The 16,882-nt window shown below is 61.4% G+C and carries 14 protein-coding genes and 1 pseudogene; 10 read left to right on the forward strand and 5 right to left on the reverse strand.

Annotated features, from left to right (window positions below; genetic code table 11):
- Positions 1-102: 102 nt before the first annotated feature.
- The 3 genes from MPAL_RS09490 to MPAL_RS09505 all read right to left on the reverse strand — a co-directional run bounded on the left by MPAL_RS09490 (position 103) and on the right by MPAL_RS09505 (position 3,627).
- On the reverse strand, positions 103-1,638 hold the full coding sequence (locus tag MPAL_RS09490) for a carboxylesterase/lipase family protein (protein WP_236610367.1): 1,536 nt from the start codon (positions 1,636-1,638) through the stop codon (positions 103-105).
- Between the two features lie 471 nt (positions 1,639-2,109).
- On the reverse strand, positions 2,110-3,111 hold the full coding sequence (locus MPAL_RS14620) for a lamin tail domain-containing protein (RefSeq protein WP_012618529.1): 1,002 nt from the start codon (positions 3,109-3,111) through the stop codon (positions 2,110-2,112).
- A 240-nt stretch (positions 3,112-3,351) separates the two neighbouring features.
- Entirely contained in the window at positions 3,352-3,627 is a 276-nt protein-coding gene (locus MPAL_RS09505; RefSeq protein ID WP_012618530.1) for a hypothetical protein, read from the reverse strand.
- Between the two features lie 166 nt (positions 3,628-3,793).
- Here MPAL_RS09505 and MPAL_RS09510 point away from each other — a divergent pair, with 166 nt between their 5' ends.
- Both MPAL_RS09510 and MPAL_RS09515 read left to right on the forward strand, forming a co-directional pair.
- Entirely contained in the window at positions 3,794-4,363 is a 570-nt protein-coding gene (locus MPAL_RS09510; RefSeq protein WP_012618531.1) for a YIP1 family protein, read from the forward strand.
- Positions 4,364-4,396: 33 nt separating this feature from the next.
- Positions 4,397-4,924 carry a YIP1 family protein gene (locus MPAL_RS09515; RefSeq protein WP_048145317.1) on the forward strand — a complete coding sequence of 176 codons (528 nt, stop codon included), beginning with the start codon at positions 4,397-4,399 and terminating at the stop codon, positions 4,922-4,924.
- Positions 4,925-4,941: 17 nt separating this feature from the next.
- On the opposite strand, the gene mmp10 is transcribed toward MPAL_RS09515, so the two are convergent.
- Positions 4,942-6,171: a methyl coenzyme M reductase-arginine methyltransferase Mmp10 gene (mmp10, locus tag MPAL_RS09520; protein WP_012618533.1), complete on the reverse strand. Its 1,230-nt coding sequence runs from the start codon at positions 6,169-6,171 to the stop codon at positions 4,942-4,944.
- A gap of 44 nt (positions 6,172-6,215) precedes the next feature.
- Positions 6,216-8,246 carry an acetate--CoA ligase family protein gene (locus MPAL_RS09525; protein WP_012618534.1) on the reverse strand — a complete coding sequence of 677 codons (2,031 nt, stop codon included), beginning with the start codon at positions 8,244-8,246 and terminating at the stop codon, positions 6,216-6,218.
- Between the two features lie 467 nt (positions 8,247-8,713).
- Here MPAL_RS09525 and MPAL_RS17330 point away from each other — a divergent pair.
- The 8 genes and pseudogenes from MPAL_RS17330 to MPAL_RS09565 form a co-directional block, all read left to right on the forward strand.
- A pseudogene (locus MPAL_RS17330) lies at positions 8,714-8,822 on the forward strand (hypothetical protein); the annotation flags it as partial.
- 96 nt (positions 8,823-8,918) lie between these two features.
- A complete protein-coding gene (locus tag MPAL_RS17335; protein WP_048145319.1) occupies positions 8,919-9,098 on the forward strand; it encodes a hypothetical protein in 180 nt (59 codons plus the stop codon).
- A gap of 160 nt (positions 9,099-9,258) precedes the next feature.
- Positions 9,259-11,949, forward strand: a complete 2,691-nt coding sequence (locus tag MPAL_RS09540) for a cation-translocating P-type ATPase (protein ID WP_048145320.1) — start codon at positions 9,259-9,261, stop codon at positions 11,947-11,949.
- A gap of 151 nt (positions 11,950-12,100) precedes the next feature.
- Positions 12,101-12,775, forward strand: a complete 675-nt coding sequence (locus tag MPAL_RS09545; protein ID WP_012618536.1) for a DUF2115 domain-containing protein — start codon at positions 12,101-12,103, stop codon at positions 12,773-12,775.
- A 74-nt stretch (positions 12,776-12,849) separates the two neighbouring features.
- Positions 12,850-13,767, forward strand: a complete 918-nt coding sequence (locus MPAL_RS09550) for a proline iminopeptidase-family hydrolase (RefSeq protein ID WP_012618537.1) — start codon at positions 12,850-12,852, stop codon at positions 13,765-13,767.
- On the forward strand, positions 13,764-15,134 hold the full coding sequence (locus MPAL_RS09555) for a P-loop domain-containing protein (RefSeq protein WP_012618538.1): 1,371 nt from the start codon (positions 13,764-13,766) through the stop codon (positions 15,132-15,134). The genes MPAL_RS09550 and MPAL_RS09555 overlap by 4 nt, the downstream gene beginning before the upstream one ends.
- A gap of 70 nt (positions 15,135-15,204) precedes the next feature.
- Complete coding sequence (locus MPAL_RS09560; RefSeq protein WP_012618539.1) at positions 15,205-16,656, forward strand: substrate-binding periplasmic protein; 1,452 nt, start codon at positions 15,205-15,207, stop codon at positions 16,654-16,656.
- The gene (locus MPAL_RS09565; RefSeq protein ID WP_012618540.1) at positions 16,653-16,877 is read left to right on the forward strand and encodes a hypothetical protein; all 225 of its coding nucleotides are present in this window, start codon (positions 16,653-16,655) and stop codon (positions 16,875-16,877) included. The genes MPAL_RS09560 and MPAL_RS09565 overlap by 4 nt, the downstream gene beginning before the upstream one ends.
- Positions 16,878-16,882: the final 5 nt, after the last annotated feature.

Here is a 16,882-nt window from a genome sequence, read left to right on the forward strand (position 1 = left end):
ACAGGTTCCCTCTCTTCATTTGCTCAAGCCCTGTATTGTCTCAGAGAATAAGGCGTCCAGACATCTCTTCGATGATGGGGTGTGACATTAAAAAAGGGAGGTCTAATACCCGGTTTTCACCTGGGGAGTAGTATTGATATCCAGATACTGACCGGTCTGATTGTTGTACTGTGGCCAGGTCACATTCATGCCGCCGTTCGGGTTGCCGGTCTTTGCAAACCGGGTCCAGAGGTCGACAATATTGTCACTGACCGCCGGATCTGCTTTGAGCTGGGACTCGAGCCCGAATAACAACAGCGTCTCGCTGCCATGGAATGCCCCATCCGGCTGGCCGGGCAGTGCATAGGAGTACCGGTACAGGTACGTGTTCTTGTTCAGGTCTGCCATCGATCCGGCCGCGAACTTTGCAGAGTCGGCAAAGTCGTAGCGAGTCATAATCTGGGCCAGGCGGGCCTGGACCTCCTGGGTTGAATTGGCAGAATACTGCGCGAGCACAGCATCTGCGTCCTTCCCGAAATAACCCCTGATGAGTGATGTGTACTCCGGAACAGTCATGTTCGCATTCGCGGAGAGGGTGACCCCGTCATTGGCGTTCGTCCCGATGACGAAGGGAACCGGGTTCTCGCGGTGGAGGCGGAACAGATTGTCCACTGAGTCAGGAAGGATCCATCCGTCGATCGTTGGCTCAAACTTAAGGGTGTGCGTGTTCTCCCATGAGGACGCCGGCCAGGGTGTAGCATTGATCAGGGCTGCGACACTCAGATTCCGCATCTTCAAAATTGTATCCGGGCCGGATAATCCAAGGCTGTTGGCGTATTCAACTCCAAACTGTTCGGCGTCGGCCTTTGAATGGACGTTGTCGATAGTAGGCCCGTTCGCCCAGAAGGGGCCGCTTTCGACGAGTGCCTGCTGGTAGAGCCCTTTACTCTGCGGGCTGACCAGATGGATGAGGACACTCTCTCCTCCTGCAGATTGCCCGAATATGGTCACCCGGGACGGGTCGCCGCCGAACGCTCCGATATTGCGCTGCACCCACTGCAGGGCTGCAATCTGGTCGAGGATCCCGTAGTTGCCCGAGCTGTTGTTTGGGGACTCTGCATCCAGCTGGGGATGAGCAAGGAACCCGAGAGCGCCAAGCCGGTAATTGACGGTGACGACGGTAACCCCTTTCTGTGCAAGGGTTGTCCCATTAAAGAGCGATACCATACCCGTTCCTTCCACCTCTCCGAATGCCCCACCATAGAAGAAGACCATCACCGGCAGTTTTTCATCAGCACTCTTTGCAGGAGTCCAGACATTGAGGTACAGGCAATCCTCGCTCATCACGGGTTCACCAGTTGTGGAGTTCGGCGTGATCGGCTGGGGAGGGTTCGCTGCAAACGTCTTCGTCTCCTTCACGCCGGTCCAGGGCTGCACTGCCGCAGGAGGTCGCCACCTGAGGTCTCCCACCGGGGGAGCCGCGTAGGGTATACCAAAATATGTCGAGATCCCGCTCTGATTCACCCCCGAAATAGGGCCGGCGTCAATCTTCACAATACTGGAGTTGATCACTTCACCACTGGAGTTGTTCTGCACAATACCGGGTTCCGGGCTTTTCTGCGTACATCCAGCACCAAGAACGAGGCCGGATAGGATCACAGCAATTACCAGTATATATGCAGGTGATCTCCAATGTTTCCCTATTTCAGTCATAATATCATTCCACCGATAAAGGCTAGTATGACTGAGGGTTCTAGATTAATGGATCGATCGGCATCCCGCAGAATACACATTATTGAAGAACATACCAGGCAAACAGTCAAAGGCACCGCAATCCCTCTGATCGTTGACAGAAGGCCCGGACTGAAATTCTCCTGTTCCTGCACGATCGCCCAGTCTCCTCTCCGAGCAACCAGGTTGAACTGGTAAACAGCGAGATGAATCTGCAGCAGGGAGTTTCTAGGACAAAATGATGATCGGTCTGGTTCTGCTGGTTCAGGAGAGAGATTTCAACCGTAACGATCAGCCGATCCCGGCCTCTCCTGTGGAGGATCGAGGAAGATCTCTCTCCCTCCGTTGACTAAAGGCCGGGCAGAACAGTAGTGATTTTAAAAAAAAGGAACGTCCGATTCAACCCCGCGCCCATGGCGGATACCACCGGATGAAGTTGATCTTCGGCCCGGTCTGATGCGTCCGCTTGTAATCCGCGTCTGCCGGTTTCTTGAAGATGTCCATGGCCGTGAAGCCACCGCTCCGCGGATCTGGTGTCGGGGTGACCGACGGTCCCGGCGTCGGCGTGACTACGGTGAAGTCCCCGATGACGATCTTCAGTGGGTCGAGATGCACCATCAGCACCGGGTAATAGGTCTCGACATAGAGCCGGTCGTCCCAGAGAATATCGGACGTGACCAGATGCCCCCAGGTCCCGTCCCGGTTGGGGAGGATGACCGAACGGCCGTACTTGTCGGTGGCGTTGTCATAGGCCAGGATCACCCAGTATTTGTCCTGCCGGGTATAATCGGTCCAGATCACGTCCCCGGCATGGTACCGGGGCGTTCCATGCGCAGATGTCGGGATGGTGGTCACCACAGTCGTTGGGACCGGGGTCGGGGTGGCTCCTCCCGACGTGGCAGAGCAGACGCTGATGACCGTCCCGAGGTCGTCGAAGAGGGTGGCGGTGTCCCCATTCTGGTTCCAGACCGTGCCGTTCAGTCCCCAGTAGAGGCTGGTGGCGGAGTTGACGCCGGTGCCGGTGTAGACGATCACTGTCGCACTCGGCTGGAGGGTGAAGTTCGGGAATGTATAGATCTGTGAGATCCCGCTGTTCACGATGAACCAGTTATCCAGCGGAACCGGCAGGGTGCCGTTGTTGACGAGGGTCACGGCCTGGGCCAGCACATCCAGGTTGGTGACATGGATGTCGTAGTGGGACCCGTCAGAGACGAACGGCACCGGGGTGGAGGTGACGGACTCAGTGGTGTTAACTGGAATGACAGTATTCACCGGTATCGAGGTAGTGACAGCGACCGTGGTGATATTCACCGTGGGTGTCTGGGTGGTATCAGCTGCCACTGCAGGGGAGAGGCAGATGAGCAGCAGGATCAGGATCCCGGACAGGACGAGGGTTCGCATAGTATCAGAATGAAGGAGAATATCACAGCGCAAGACAAAAAAGGTTGTGATGAGGTTGTGATAATGATGTTCCAAAACTCACTCTGCAGATGCTGTCGACTCCGACTCCACCTGGAACTGAGGAATGCCCGTCTGCAGTTGGTTCATTATCCCGATTGCCAGTACCTAACCCTTGCCAATTTTTTGCTCCCGATAGTTGCCCGCATGGTCGAATGATACCAGTGACCCGGACAAACAATGTCACGGGAGCCAGATATCTCCGAACTCACCGGCGTTCTCGTCGACCGGGAACGAGTCGGCCACAGGCCGGGTCCGGATCTGCACCGGGCGCACCGGCTCCGGGTTCTGCGTGGACTCTCCAACAAACTCCCCGCACCAGCAGTCCTCACGCACACGGGGAAAAGCACAGGTGCGGCGCAGGGAGAAGACCGGCGCCCGGCGCCGGCACTCTCCAGCGGTCGACGGGTATATCCCTGCATGATAATATTGACAGTCTTTACAGCAGATCTTCGCCATCAGGTCCACTCATACCCACGATCACGCGAGCGTTATGGAACAATTCGCTTTGAAGAATAAGTGTATTCCGATCGAGGCGGGCTGGAGAGATGATCGATCCAGGAGAAAGGCGAAAAAGACTCTTTAACGCTGCCGACCATACCATCTCCATATTACAGGAGAGACCATGTCGATACCCTTCATAACTACGATCAAAGGAATGACCATCGCACCTGTCCAGACCCTGCTGGAGCAGAAAGAGACGACGATTCAGGACATGTTGCTCTACTACCTTGAGATCAGCCTGGCCTTCTCTCTCCTCTGTACCATCGTGGCCGGACTGCTCTCCTCTGTAGGAGTTACGACGGCAGTGGACCTGCAGGTGCCCGTCTCTCTGCTCATCTACCCGGTCACCCTATTCGCAGGAATGATCATCTCCCTCGTCATCATGGTGCTGGTCTTCCATGGCTGCGCACGGATCGTTGGCGGGGATGGGGAGTGGACAGACACCCTGCGTGCCGTCGCCCTCTCGTCGACACCGGCGGGAGTGATCGGTTGGGTTCCGATCGTCGGATCGATCATCGCTGACATCTGGTCACTGGTGCTGATGATCGCAGGAGTCAGGGACTATCACCATCTCACCACCAGGAGGGCTGCGATCGCCGTCCTGCTCCCGGTTGGAGTTATCTTCGTCCTTGGAATCCTGGCCGCCGCCTACCTGATGGTTGGATCCTCCACCCTGCAGATGCCCAGTTGAGAGGCTGAGATCACGACAACACCATTCATCACAGTGATCAAGGAGATACTCGTCTCACCAGTCGGCGCATACCACGACCACAGCCGGATGCCGACATCGGAAGCGCTCGTCTACTACCTGCAGGTGGTGATGGCCTACGCATTCCTGACGACCGTCGTGGGATTGCTGACAGGCACGGCCCTCTTCTCGTCAGGGGCAGCACAGACCCCGCCCTATGCCGTGGTGCTGTACTTCTTCGGACTGCTCCTCGGGTCGTGCGCCTGGGCGCTCTTCCTTGGGATCACTGTTCACCTCACCTCACGGGCCCTCGGTGGGTCAGGCTCGATGAAGGAGACCCTGAGCGCCTGTCTCCTCTCGTTCACCCCGCTGATGGTAACCGGCTGGATCCCGCTGATCGGATCTTATATCGCCGACATATGGTCGCTCTCCCTCTTCGTCATAGGGATCCGGGAGGTGCACGCCCTCTCAACCAGGAGGGCGGTGCTGGCCGTGGTTTTACCGCTCGCGCTCCTCTTCACCCTGCTGGTCCTGACCTTCATCTACCTGATTCCAACCCTGTAAAGGGGAGCCGGCCCCAGTCACCGGTCTCCATACTGGTTGATCGTACAGATCAACTCCCGGAACCCGTCGAGCTCGATCTGGAGCACCCCGGTCCGAGTCATCCCCATTGAGGTCTCGCCATCCGCCGTCAGCATCTCTGGACCCCGGACGACCGTCCGCTGCACCCCATCAGCCGAGAGGATACGGACTGCCTCAGCATCATGCACAAACGCACGTCCCGGGATCACCACGGTCTCCTCGAGATCAGATAGATCGAGCGCTTCGAGATCCCGGATCGTGATCAGGCATGCGATCTCCTGCGCGACAGGAACCACGGTGGCCCGGTCTCCGCGCTGCTCAAGCACAGATTTCAGGAACGGGGCCGCCACGGCACCGGTGATCACCGAGGCCGTCCCGGAGATCCGCGGCAGCTTGTCGATCAGGTCGGGCTCACTCAGGATAGCGAATGGAGAACCGAACTCAGGGTCATAGAGGGGTGTACCGGTGATCTTCATGGCAAACGCATCGCTGATGTCATTGACCAGTTGACGGAACGAGTCGACACTCTGCGTCCTCGCACCCTCCATCACCGGTGCGTTCCCGAGGATCAGTCCCTGGTCGGCGGTGTTCGCAAACCGCATCAGGATCAGCCCCTTGGCCCCGCGGTCTTCGAGCCATTCGCAGGTCTTGTACAGGGTATATCCGTCGTTGATCCCTGGCAGGATCACAGCCGCCGCGTAGAGATCGATCTCCCCGGCGAGTTTTTCGACCACGTCCAGCGAGACCTCCGGGGTCGGGTCGTGCATGTACTGCTTCCGGAGATCGGCGTTGGCAGCGAAGAGCGTGAACGAGACCTCGGAGAGGCCGGCGTCGATCATCTTTCCGGCGATGGCCGGGTCATCGAACCCTTTCCCGCTGGTATACCCGATATGGAGTGGGGCCTCCATCGCACCGAGCACATCAACGAGGTCCCCGAAGTGCGGATAACAGCTTGGGTCGCCACCGCCGCTGATCGTGATCCTGGTCAGGTCCCCGTCAGTCAGCTGAAGATCTGCCAGTGCCGCATCGGTCACATCGCGGAACGACCGGAACCCATCGTACTGCTCCCGAACCATGCTGGTGCAGTACTGGCATCCGACCTGAAACGGAAGGCAGTGCCGGCATCCGAGTGGGGCCGGGTCCCGAACATGCTTGAAGTAACAGTACTCACAGAACCCGCGGCAGTCAGCGCCCGGGCGTCCGCCGATATCCACAGTCAACTGACCCATTCCTAGAGAATCAGTCAACAGAGGATTAATGGGTTGTGTATACCCTACCGCGAGGCGAGGATTGCCCCGACCACCCGGAAGGCCACCTCGAGGTCGGTGAAGTTCTCGACCCGGTGATCGCGAAGGATCTGTACCCCGGCGGCGACGCTGTCGCCGCCGAGCAGACACCCGACGACCATCCGGTCGGTGCCTTTTGAAAATTTCACCACCTCACGGGCCAGGTCGGCCAGGTCGACGACCGCCGTGGGGACGGCGATCACCACGGCGATATCCCAGAAGTCCCGCCGTTCGATCAGCAGGTCAAAGACCCGGGCAAACCGGTCGGTGCCGGCGTCCCCGACGATATCCATCGGGTTCTGGTGATTCCATTTATCCGGAAGGAACTGGTTCAGCGCCGTCAGCACCTCATCGGGGAGAGGGACCAGGTCGATCCCGTTGAGGGCCGCGTAGTCGGAGGCGAGGACGGCAAATCCCCCGGCGCTGGTGATGACGATCGTCCTCCGACCGGCAGGGTATCCCTCGGAGACGAGGAGCCTGCCGGCCAGAAATGCCTCGGTGAGCGATCGGGCCATCACGACGCCGGCCTGGGTGAGCGCGGCCCGGTAGACCGGGTCGTCACCTGCCAGGGATCCTGTATGGGATGAGGCCGAGGTCCGTCCGATCGCCGATGAGCCCGCTTTGACGGCGATCACCGGTTTGGTCACGGTGATCCGACGAGCCACCTTCAGAAACCCGCACCCGTCCCGCAGTTCCTCGATATAAAGGATCACCGCCTTTGTGGCAGGATCCTGTTCTGCCAGTTTCAGATAGTCCTGGAACCCGAGGTCAGCCTGGTTACCGACGCTGGCCACCAGGGAGAAGCCGATCCCGACCGGGAGCGACCAGTCGACGATCATCGTGATCACTGCCCCGCTCTGGGAGATGAACGCCAGATACCCGCCCTTCGGGGTCACCGGATCGAAGGTGGTGTTGATCCTGGCACCCGGAAGCATGATCCCGAGGGAGTTCGGGCCGACGACCCGGATCGAATTCGCTGTGGCCAGCGCGATCACCTCTTCCTCGAGAACCCGGCCGGCCTCCCCGGTCTCCCGGAACCCGGCCGAGATGATCACGGCAATCCGAACCTGCTTTTTGGCGGCCTCCCGGATCACCCCCGGCACCGCGGTGGCAGGGACGGTCACGACCACCATTCCCACCGGCCCGGGGATGGCCAGCAGGGATGGATAGGCCTTCCTGCCCAGGATCTCCGGATAGTGCGGGTTCACCGGGTACAGTTGTCCCGGGAACGAGAGCAGGTTTCGAAGGACCGCGTACCCGATCTTGGCCGGGTCGGCTGTCGCCCCGACGACCGCGATCGCAGAGGGGAGGAAGAAGGAAGGATCCACCAGCGCGTGCTCGCTGCACGCGGGATAGATCCCCTCAGGATCTTCGTAAAACCGTGCGTCCACAGCGACCGCCTGATCCCGATAGAGGCGGAGCGGGTTGATGTCGAACTCGGTGATGGTCGGTTCCGAACCGAACCAGGTGGTGATCGCAAGGATCAGGTCGACCAGCAGTGCTTCATCGAGGGGAGGACTGGACCGGAAGCCCCTGATCAGCGGGTACCCCTTGATACCCCGAATCATGCTGGAGACATCGTCCCGATCGACCGGGAGCACCCGGATCGTGACGTCATGGATCAACTCGACCAGGACGCCGCCGAGGCCGAAGGTGATCACCTTCCCAAAGGAAGGGTCGGTCCGGCCGCCGATGAACAGTTCGAGCCCTGGCCGTACCTGCTCTTCGACGAGAAAACCCTCGATGACAGCCCCGGGGATCGCAGCAGCCACCTGTGTCGATATTTGTTGGTAGGCTATCCTCACCGCAGCCCGGTCGGAGAGGTTCATCACCACCCCGCCGGCATCGGTCTTGTGAACCACCTCCGCCGAGACGACCTTGAGCACCACCGGAAACCCGATTGCCTCTGCCGCGTCCTCCGCTTCTGGAGTACTCGTAACCCGCCGGTGTTGCGGGACCGGTACCCCGACCCTGCTGAGCAGGGCATATCCCTCATCTTCACCAAGCAGTCGCTTCATAAGGGCTATCAGGTACGCAGAGACGGTTATACCTTTCCTGCAGGGTGTATCGCGACCCTGACCGACAACCAGGATAGGTCTCGATCGTCATCAGGTAGAGCCAGTAAACTCCCCATTTTCCGGTCAGGTACCGGTGGGGGATAAATAAGGATATGTACCGGCATCCCCCATCTGTATCCAAAGGAAGACCTCTTTATCTCCCCGGAATTTCAGATGAACCTCCTTCCTGTTCGTAGCCCTCGGAGAGTATCTTCTCGGATCACGCATCAACCAGTTCGCGGTGATCGGGTTGATCCTCGTCGGGATCCTGGTGGGCCCAGTGCACTGACTGGATCACCCTATACTGACTTTATACAGAGCCTCGCCCATCCTGGAGTGGTCGTACTCCTCTTCGTCATCGGGTTTGAGTTCAACCTTCGCGAGATCGTGCATCCGAAAATTTTGCCATCGCCCTCGTGGGAGTGATCGTGCCCTGGTTCTGCGGTTGGGGGCTTGCCGTTCTCTTCGGCAACAGTTCAGCCAGTGCGATCTTCATCGGCATCCCCCTGACGGCTACCGGTATCGCCATCACCACGAACGTGCTCGGAAAACTGGATAAACTCCACACCGAGGCGGCCAAGGTGATCATCGGGGCGGCTGTCATCGACGATGTCACCCCGTGGAGAGGTAGCGATGATCGTCGCTCTGATCGGGCTGAATGCCGGTATCATCGACCAGGGCATCTATGTTGTCCTCGTGATCATGAGTCTGCTGACGACGGTGATCACGCCCATCATCTATCGGAACTGGTTCTACCGGGGAGAATACGGCACCTATGACGCCAGTGGAGCCTGCATCGATGCAGGGGAGTGAACCGTGGGGCGATCGGGGCGCCGCCAGGTGAACTGGAATCAAAGAGAAGGTATCGTATCCGGCGGCCCCTGGAGCACGCGATCCATGAGCCCCTGCCCGGTCCGCGAGGCCGAAGGTGATGGAGATACCTTCATATTTCATTGGATTCAGTATCTGGCCTATGTGGGGGAGGCAGGCAGTACTGGAGACGATCGCGTGGCATGTGTTCGACCGGACCACGCTCCTCGAACGGCTCAGGTCGAACGCCGCAGGCCTGAGCGACGAGGAAGCGGCCCGCCGACGGCAACGGTTCGGGCCGAACCGGCTCCCTGAGCGAGCTCCGCCGTCACTCCTCCTTCTCATCTTCAACCAGTTCAAGAGCCCCCTGATCTACATCCTCCTGATCGCGGCCGGCATCTCCCTGGCGGTTGGGGACGCCACGGACACTGTCTTCATCCTGATCGTGGTGCTGGTGAACACGGCCGTTGGGACCATCCAGGAATGGAAGGCCGAACAGAGCGCCCATGCGCTCCGCAGCCTGCTGACAACCAGTTCGACGATCCTTCGTTCGGGAAGAACCGAAGAGGTACCGGCCGAGGATCTGGTCCCCGGCGATGTCGTCCTCCTCGAATCAGGCCGGCGTCTCCCCGCGGATCTCAGGCTCCTCGAGGCCCAGAACCTCTGGATCGACGAGTCCCTACTGACGGGCGAGTCGGTCGCGGTCGAGAAGGGGACCGGGGAGGGACTCCCCCCCGAGACCCCGGTCGCCGACCGGTGGACCATGGCCTTCGCCGGCAGCACGGTCACGTCCGGGCGGACCGCCGGGATCGTTGTGGCCACAGCCGGATATACACAGATGGGCCAGATCGCGACCTCCATCGCCCAGGTCGAAGGTGCGAAACCGCCCCTCGTGCTCAGGATGGAACAGTTCTCTCAGAAGATCATCATCGCCGTCGTCGGCGCCGGCGCCCTCCTCGGCGCGATCGCGTACGTTCGGGGCATGCCCCTCGTCGAGGTCGTCTTCTTCGTTGTGGCCCTCGCGGTCTCTGCCATCCCCGAGGGGCTGCCGGTCGCGCTCACAGTCGTGCTCTCGATCGCTGCCTCACGCATGGCACGGCGGAATGTGATCGTCCGGCGGATGACCGCGGTCGAGAGCCTCGGGAGCTGCACCTGCATCGCGAGCGACAAGACCGGGACTCTCACCGTCAATGAGCAGACCCTCGCGAGAATCTGGCTCCCGACCGGCTCGCTCCACCCTGTGACCGGCACCGGGTACACGGGCGAGGGAATGGTCGAGGGCGCCCCGGGGGAGGAGGACCTCCTCGTCCGGTTCGGGATCGCCGCGATCCTCGCGAACGAGGCCGATCTCGAACAGGCCAACGGTCGTTGGCGGAACCATGGCGACTCGATCGACATCGCGTTTCTCGCCATCGGATACAAACTCGGGCTCGATCCTGCGGTCGTCCGGGCGTCGACACCCATCATCCACCGGATCCCCTACGAGTCCGAGCGACGGTACGCCGCGGCCATGGTAGAGACGAACGGCGAACGGCGGATGGTCGTGAAAGGTGCCCTTGAGAACCTCCTGCCCCACTGCACCGCGATGGCGACGCCACATGGTCCGGTCCCCCTCGACCGTCGCCTGGTCGAGCAGGCCGCCGGATCGCTCTCGACCGGGGGGTTCCGGGTACTCGCCGTCGCCGAGGGCGAGGTCACAGGGGACTGGGAAGCTGGCCTCCCCCCGCTCGTCTTCCTCGGGCTCGCCGGGTTCATCGACCCCATAAGACCGGACGCGGCCGACGCGATAGCAGAGTGCCAGGAGGCCGGGATCCGAGTCGTGATGGTGACCGGCGATCACCCGGCCACGGCGCTCGCGATCGCCCGGGCCCTTGGTATCGCCGAGAAGGACGAGGAGGTGGCGACCGGCACCGACCTCGAAGCGCTCGGCTCGATCGAGGTGCCGGCCTATCTCGACCGGGTCGGGTCGGCAACGGTCTTCGCCCGGGTCGCCCCGCTTCAGAAGCTTGCGATCGTCGAGGCGCTGCTCAAACTCGGCCATTTCGTGGCCGTGACCGGCGACGGGGTCAACGACGCCCCGGCCCTTCGACGGGCGAACATCGGGGTCGCGATGGGCTCGGGGACGGACATAGCAAAGGACACAGCCTCGATGATCGTGGTCGACGACCGGTTCAGTTCGATCGTCGCCGGGATCGAGGAAGGGCGGTTCGCCTACGATAACGTCCGGAAGGTCACCTATCTCCTGGTCTCGACCGGGGCGGCCGAGGTGTTTCTCTTCCTCCTCTCCACCATCGCCGTCCTTCCCCTCCCCCTCACCGCGATCCAGATCCTCTGGCTCAACCTCGTCACCAACGGGATCCAGCACGTCGGCCTTGCCTTCGAGCCGGGCGAAACCGGGGCGATGCAGCGACCGCCACGACCGCCTGAGCAGGGGCTCTTCGATCGGTTAATGCTCGAAGAGACCCTGATCGCCGCCGCGACCATGAGTATGGCCGGGTTCGCGGTCTGGGCCTGGCTGCTTGGAACGGGAATGGACGAGGGCCCGGCCCGAACCCTGCTCCTCGTCCTCTTCGTGCTCTTCGAGAACTTCCAGGTCTTCAACGCCCGGTCCGAGACGATGTCCGCGTTCCGTATCCCGCCCTCCCGCAACCCCTTCCTGGTCCTCACGGTGATCGGGGCCGCGCTGGTCAATGCCGCGGCGATGTATACACCCGTGCTGGCCGGGGTTCTCCGGATCGATCCGATCAGCCCGGCGGCCTGGGGGGTGCTGATCGCGATCGCAGCCTTGATCCTGGTCGTGATGGAGGTGTACAAGCGGCTCCGCCACCCGACCGGCGGGCTGCCGGCATCATGACCGGCATGCGAACCTGCGAGCCGGGCGTCAGCGGTCAGCACCCCGATTCTCGATCTGCCGATCATCGGTAGACGCAACAGAACCGGTTCCCGAAGAATTCCTTTATACCAATCGTCGCCGAGAGATCTTCACCTGAGAGGCAGTGCGTGGTATGACCATCCATCGATTTCCGTTCCTGAATAAGACCAGAAGAGATACCCCAGCGGCCGGGATGATCCGGGAGGAGTGCGATCTTCTCGCCGGCCCGGCCACGAGAGGCGAACTCGGCACCGCCCTGGCCGCGATCGTGCTGCTGTACACCCCCGCCGACATCAGGCAGATGCAGAGGAACTTCAAGACGAAGATCAGGGATATCGACGAGGATTACCGGGAACCGCTCTATCTGAAGGTGACCGAGCACCTCCTCGGCACCTACCAGCAGATCCGGCTCCTCTCCCAGCAGGGGGCGTTCTCGCGGATGGACATCCCCGTCAGCCCGGAGAACAGCCGGTACTGGGCGATGGTCGCCGCCGCATGCAGCGCCCGGGCAGAAGAGAAGGGCCCGCGACTGGCGTTCCTCAACTACCTGCTCGCCGGCTTCTGCATCTTCGTCCTCGATGAACCCGCCCACCCGGTCGGCACGCCCTTCCCGGGCGGCGACACCGTCGAATGCGAAGACGGGATCTACTACTGCCCGGTCAGGGAGAAGTCCAGCGAGATCGATGCAGGGTTCTGCGGGTTCTGCCCTGCCCTGCAGACGCCCGAGGCCGGCTACATCTCGCGGGGGGCGAGCGAGCACCGGAAGCAGGCCTACATCGACCATTACTTCCACAACTACAACGGGTGAACGCGGGGCCGGACCGGGCAGACCGGAACGGTTCTACCAGAACGGTTATTCATCCGCGAACACAATTTTGAAATATGCACACCGGGCCAGGGACTGATGAGAACAGAGAGCAGCGTGACGAGGAAGGGTTCATCCAGACCCCGGATGGAAAGGTCTGGTACCGGATCGTCGGTGGGGGATCCGCTGGAATACCACTGCTGGTCCTGCACGGCGGCCCGGGGTTTCCGCATGACTATCTGGAACCGCTCGAGGCCCTGGCAGACGAGCGGCCGGTGATCTTCTACGACCAGCTCGGCTGCGGCCGGTCCGACCGGCCGGACGACCCGTCCCTCTGGACGATCGAGCGGTATGTCGACGAGGTGGCGGCGGTCAGGGAGGCGCTCGGGCTGAAGGCGGTCCACCTGCTCGGGCAGTCGTGGGGGACGATGCTGGCGGTGGCCTACCTGGTCCGGGAAGGGCCGACCGGGATCGTCAGTGCAGTCCTCTCTGCCCCCTATATCAGCACACCACGCTGGATCGCCGACCAGCGGGCATACCTCGCAGCGATGACCGAGTCAGTGCAGGAGGCGGTCAGGGTCCACGAGGCTTCAGGAGACTTTGCTGCGCCAGCCTATCAAGAGGCGATGACGGCCTACTACCAGGAGCATCTCTGCCGCCTCGAAACACGGCCAGATTGTCTGCAACGGAGTATGGACGGTAGCAGTGCAGCGATCTACGCACAGATGTGGGGGCCGAGCGAGTTCACCGTGACCGGGACACTCCGGACAGCAGACCTGACCGACCGCCTGCCCTCGCTGACGATCCCGGTCCTCTATACCTGCGGGGAGTTCGATGAGGCGACGCCGGCTACCACCCGGTTCTATCAGGAGCTGACCCCCGATGCCGGGATGATCGTCTTGGCCGGCGCCTCGCATCAGCACCATCTGGAAGAGCCGGAGCAGTTCCTCGCCGCGGTCCGCCGGTTCCTGGCTGCCGCTGAAGAGCGGCGATGACCACCTGGCAGCAGATCCTCCCGACCCTGCTCGAAAACCTGGACCTGAAGGGGGCGGCGATCGACCGGCGACGGGTGACCTGGGGGACCACCGCTTACCTGGTGCCGGCCTTCGACCGCTCGGCCCTCCAGTTCTCGCTCCCGGTGCTCATTCCCCGCATACTCACCGATGAACTCCCGCTCGACCCCCGGGGGGTGGACGGGGCGGTCGCCTGTCTGATCGAGCAGTGCAAAACGAAGGCACGGAACCAGCCAGATCCTGGACTCGACCCGTTGACCGGGAAAGGAACACAGTTCCCGCAAAGGTATCAGGCGATCACCGAGCCGTACTCGCTGATACACTCCCCTGCCCTGATCGGGGAGGGGCTCTGGAAGGCGGGGAGCCAGAACTATGCCGACGCCGACGGCATTCACCTGACCCTGACCGGGGCTCTCCGATACGGCCTGCCGGATGAACCCGGCGAACAACGGCGGGTCGTCGAGGAGCTCGCGGCCCTGATCCAGGGAGTCGCCGGGGCCGTCGACCGGGTGCCGCTCCGCCTCCTCGAACGGGAATGGATCAACGCCCTCGATCAGCGGCTCCTCCGGGACCAGCTGCCGGCGCTGGGGCTCGTCTCGTTCATCGGCGACGGGACCCGGCCGGCCCGGCAGTGTACCGACGCCCGCTGCTTCTTCCGGGTCGCCGGGATCAAGGCCGGGGTCCATGTCCCGTTCACCTGCCCGCCGAAACTGGGCCCAGTCGAAGTGGAACTGCCGGCCAGCCACCAGGTGATCGCCGGCCTCGGGGTCAGGGAGCGGGAGGTACTGGCGATCATCGGGTCCAACGGACAGGGGAAGTCGACCATGCTCCAGGCCGTGATCGCCGGTGTCGACGATCACCAGCTCGGTGACGGCCGGGAGCATGTGATCACAAGAACCGAGCCCGCCATCGCCGAGGCCGGGTCGACCGAGTTGCGAGGGACCGACCTGAGCCTCTTCTTTCGAGCCCTCCCTCCCGGGATGAGTGGGACACCGGAGGCCGCGTTCGGCCAGGGAAGCGGCTCGATGGGGATGGCCTCGCAGATCCAGCAGGCGATCGCCGGGGAGGCACCCCTGCTCGTCTTCGATGAGGATCGATCGGCTGCCAACCTGCTGGTGCCAGGCTGCCTCTCGGGTTCAAAGGTCCGGGTGCTCTCGACCCTGCTCGCCGAGGAGCGGGAACTCCTGGGGGTGACGGCACTTGTCTTCACGGCCGGAACCCTCGACATCCTGGTCGCCCAGGCGGACCGGATCCTGGTGCTGGACGGTCACCAGGCGACGGCGATCGAGCGAGCCGCCTATCGCAAACGGTTGAAAGATTATCTCTCGATGGTGCTGGAAACGCTCTGAAACAATTCAGCTCCTTTTAGAAACCCCAACACCATTCCATTAACGAACAATGATGAAGCGTGGATGGTATATGGTTGCAGGCGCCCTGCTCGTCGTTCTGATGATCGGAGCCGGGTGCACGACAGTAAAGAACGAAACCGGAGATAAACTGGTCTTCTACACCGATCAGTATCCTCCCTTCAGTAGCCAGGAGAACGGCACGCCAACCGGGATCATGGTCGACATGCTGAACTCGACGATGACAGAGATGGGCAGGGGGCCGGCCGACATCAAGGTCACCTGCTGGACCAGTGCCTATCAGACTGTCCTCTCCACCCAAAATACGGTGCTCTTTTCGACCACACGCACCTCTGATCGTGAGCAGCTCTTCAAGTGGGCCGGCCCGGTCCTGACCGATAAGGTGGTGGCCTTCTCCTACCGCGAACGACCGGTCGTGGTGAACAGCACCGCCGATCTGAAACGCTACCGGATCGGAGCGGAGGAGAACGACGCAGTCATCGGGAACCTCCTTTCCCTCGGGGTTCCGAAGGAGCAGATCGTGACCGCTCCAGACCCCCAGACCATGATCAGGCAGGTCCAGAACGGCTCGACCGACCTCTTCGCCTATGGAGAGGAAGCCGGTAACTACTGGATCGCACAGTCCGGGACCAGTTCAGGCCTCTTCTCAACAGTCGTCACCATCAGGGAGGACCCGGTCTATTACGCGTTCAACCGGAACACCTCGGACCAGACCGTCCAGGCCTTCCAGCAGGCCCTCAACCGGTCTATCCAGTCCGATCTCGACCGGGTTCTCGATGCAAATCTGCCCGAGCGTAGCCTCGCCCGGCTCAATTATCTGACTGAAGAGTCCCGGCCGTACAACTTCGTGGCGAACGGGACCGTGCAGGGGATCTCGGTCGATCTCCTCAACGCGACGCTCTCCCGGCTCGGTGTCCCGGCGAATGCCACATCAGTCAGGATCGTCCCCTGGAATGAGGGGTATACAGATACACTGACGAAGAACGATACGGTCCTCTTCGCGACCGCCCGAAACCCTGAACGTGAGAACCTCTTCCTGTGGGCAGGACCGATCGGGCGGCACGATTATGTTCTCTTTGCGGACAGGACCAGAAATATCTCGATCTCGACCGATGCCGACCTCGCCCGGTACCGGATCGGAGCCGTCACTGGTGACGTCGGAGTCAAGTACCTGGCCGACCATGGTGTCCCAAAAGATCGGCTGGTGCTCGATGCCAATGCAACAACAGGGGTTCAGCGACTCGCCTCCGGAGAGATCGACCTCTTCGCCGATTCCATGGAGCCCAACCAGACGGAACTGAACAGCACGGTCGCGAATTCGGAACGGTTCCAGAATGTATACACCATCGGGGGGAGCGAACTCTACTATGCATTCAACCGGAATGTCTCGCCAGAGCTGGTCAGGGCCTTCCAGCGGGGGCTCGATAGCGTGAAGAACGAGAAGGATACGAGCGGGGTCTCGGACTACGAACGGATCATGGAAAAGTACGCAGGGGTCAGGTGACCGCACCCGTCGACCAGGCCGGAACCGACCCTGCCGGTAACCCGACCGACTTCAACTTCTTCACCAGGATGACCATCTCCTGGTTTGCAGATGGGTGCCACAAACGGGACAACGTGGTCTGGCGCCGGCACCTTCAGATGATGCCCGGCCAGAATCCACTGGGAGGATTGTCAGGGACCAAACGATCCACCTGTCTCTCGAAGGTGCTCGAAGCGCTCTGAAACAA

The organism is Methanosphaerula palustris E1-9c, assembly GCF_000021965.1.
In the GTDB taxonomy this organism is placed as follows: domain Archaea; phylum Halobacteriota; class Methanomicrobia; order Methanomicrobiales; family Methanospirillaceae; genus Methanosphaerula; species Methanosphaerula palustris.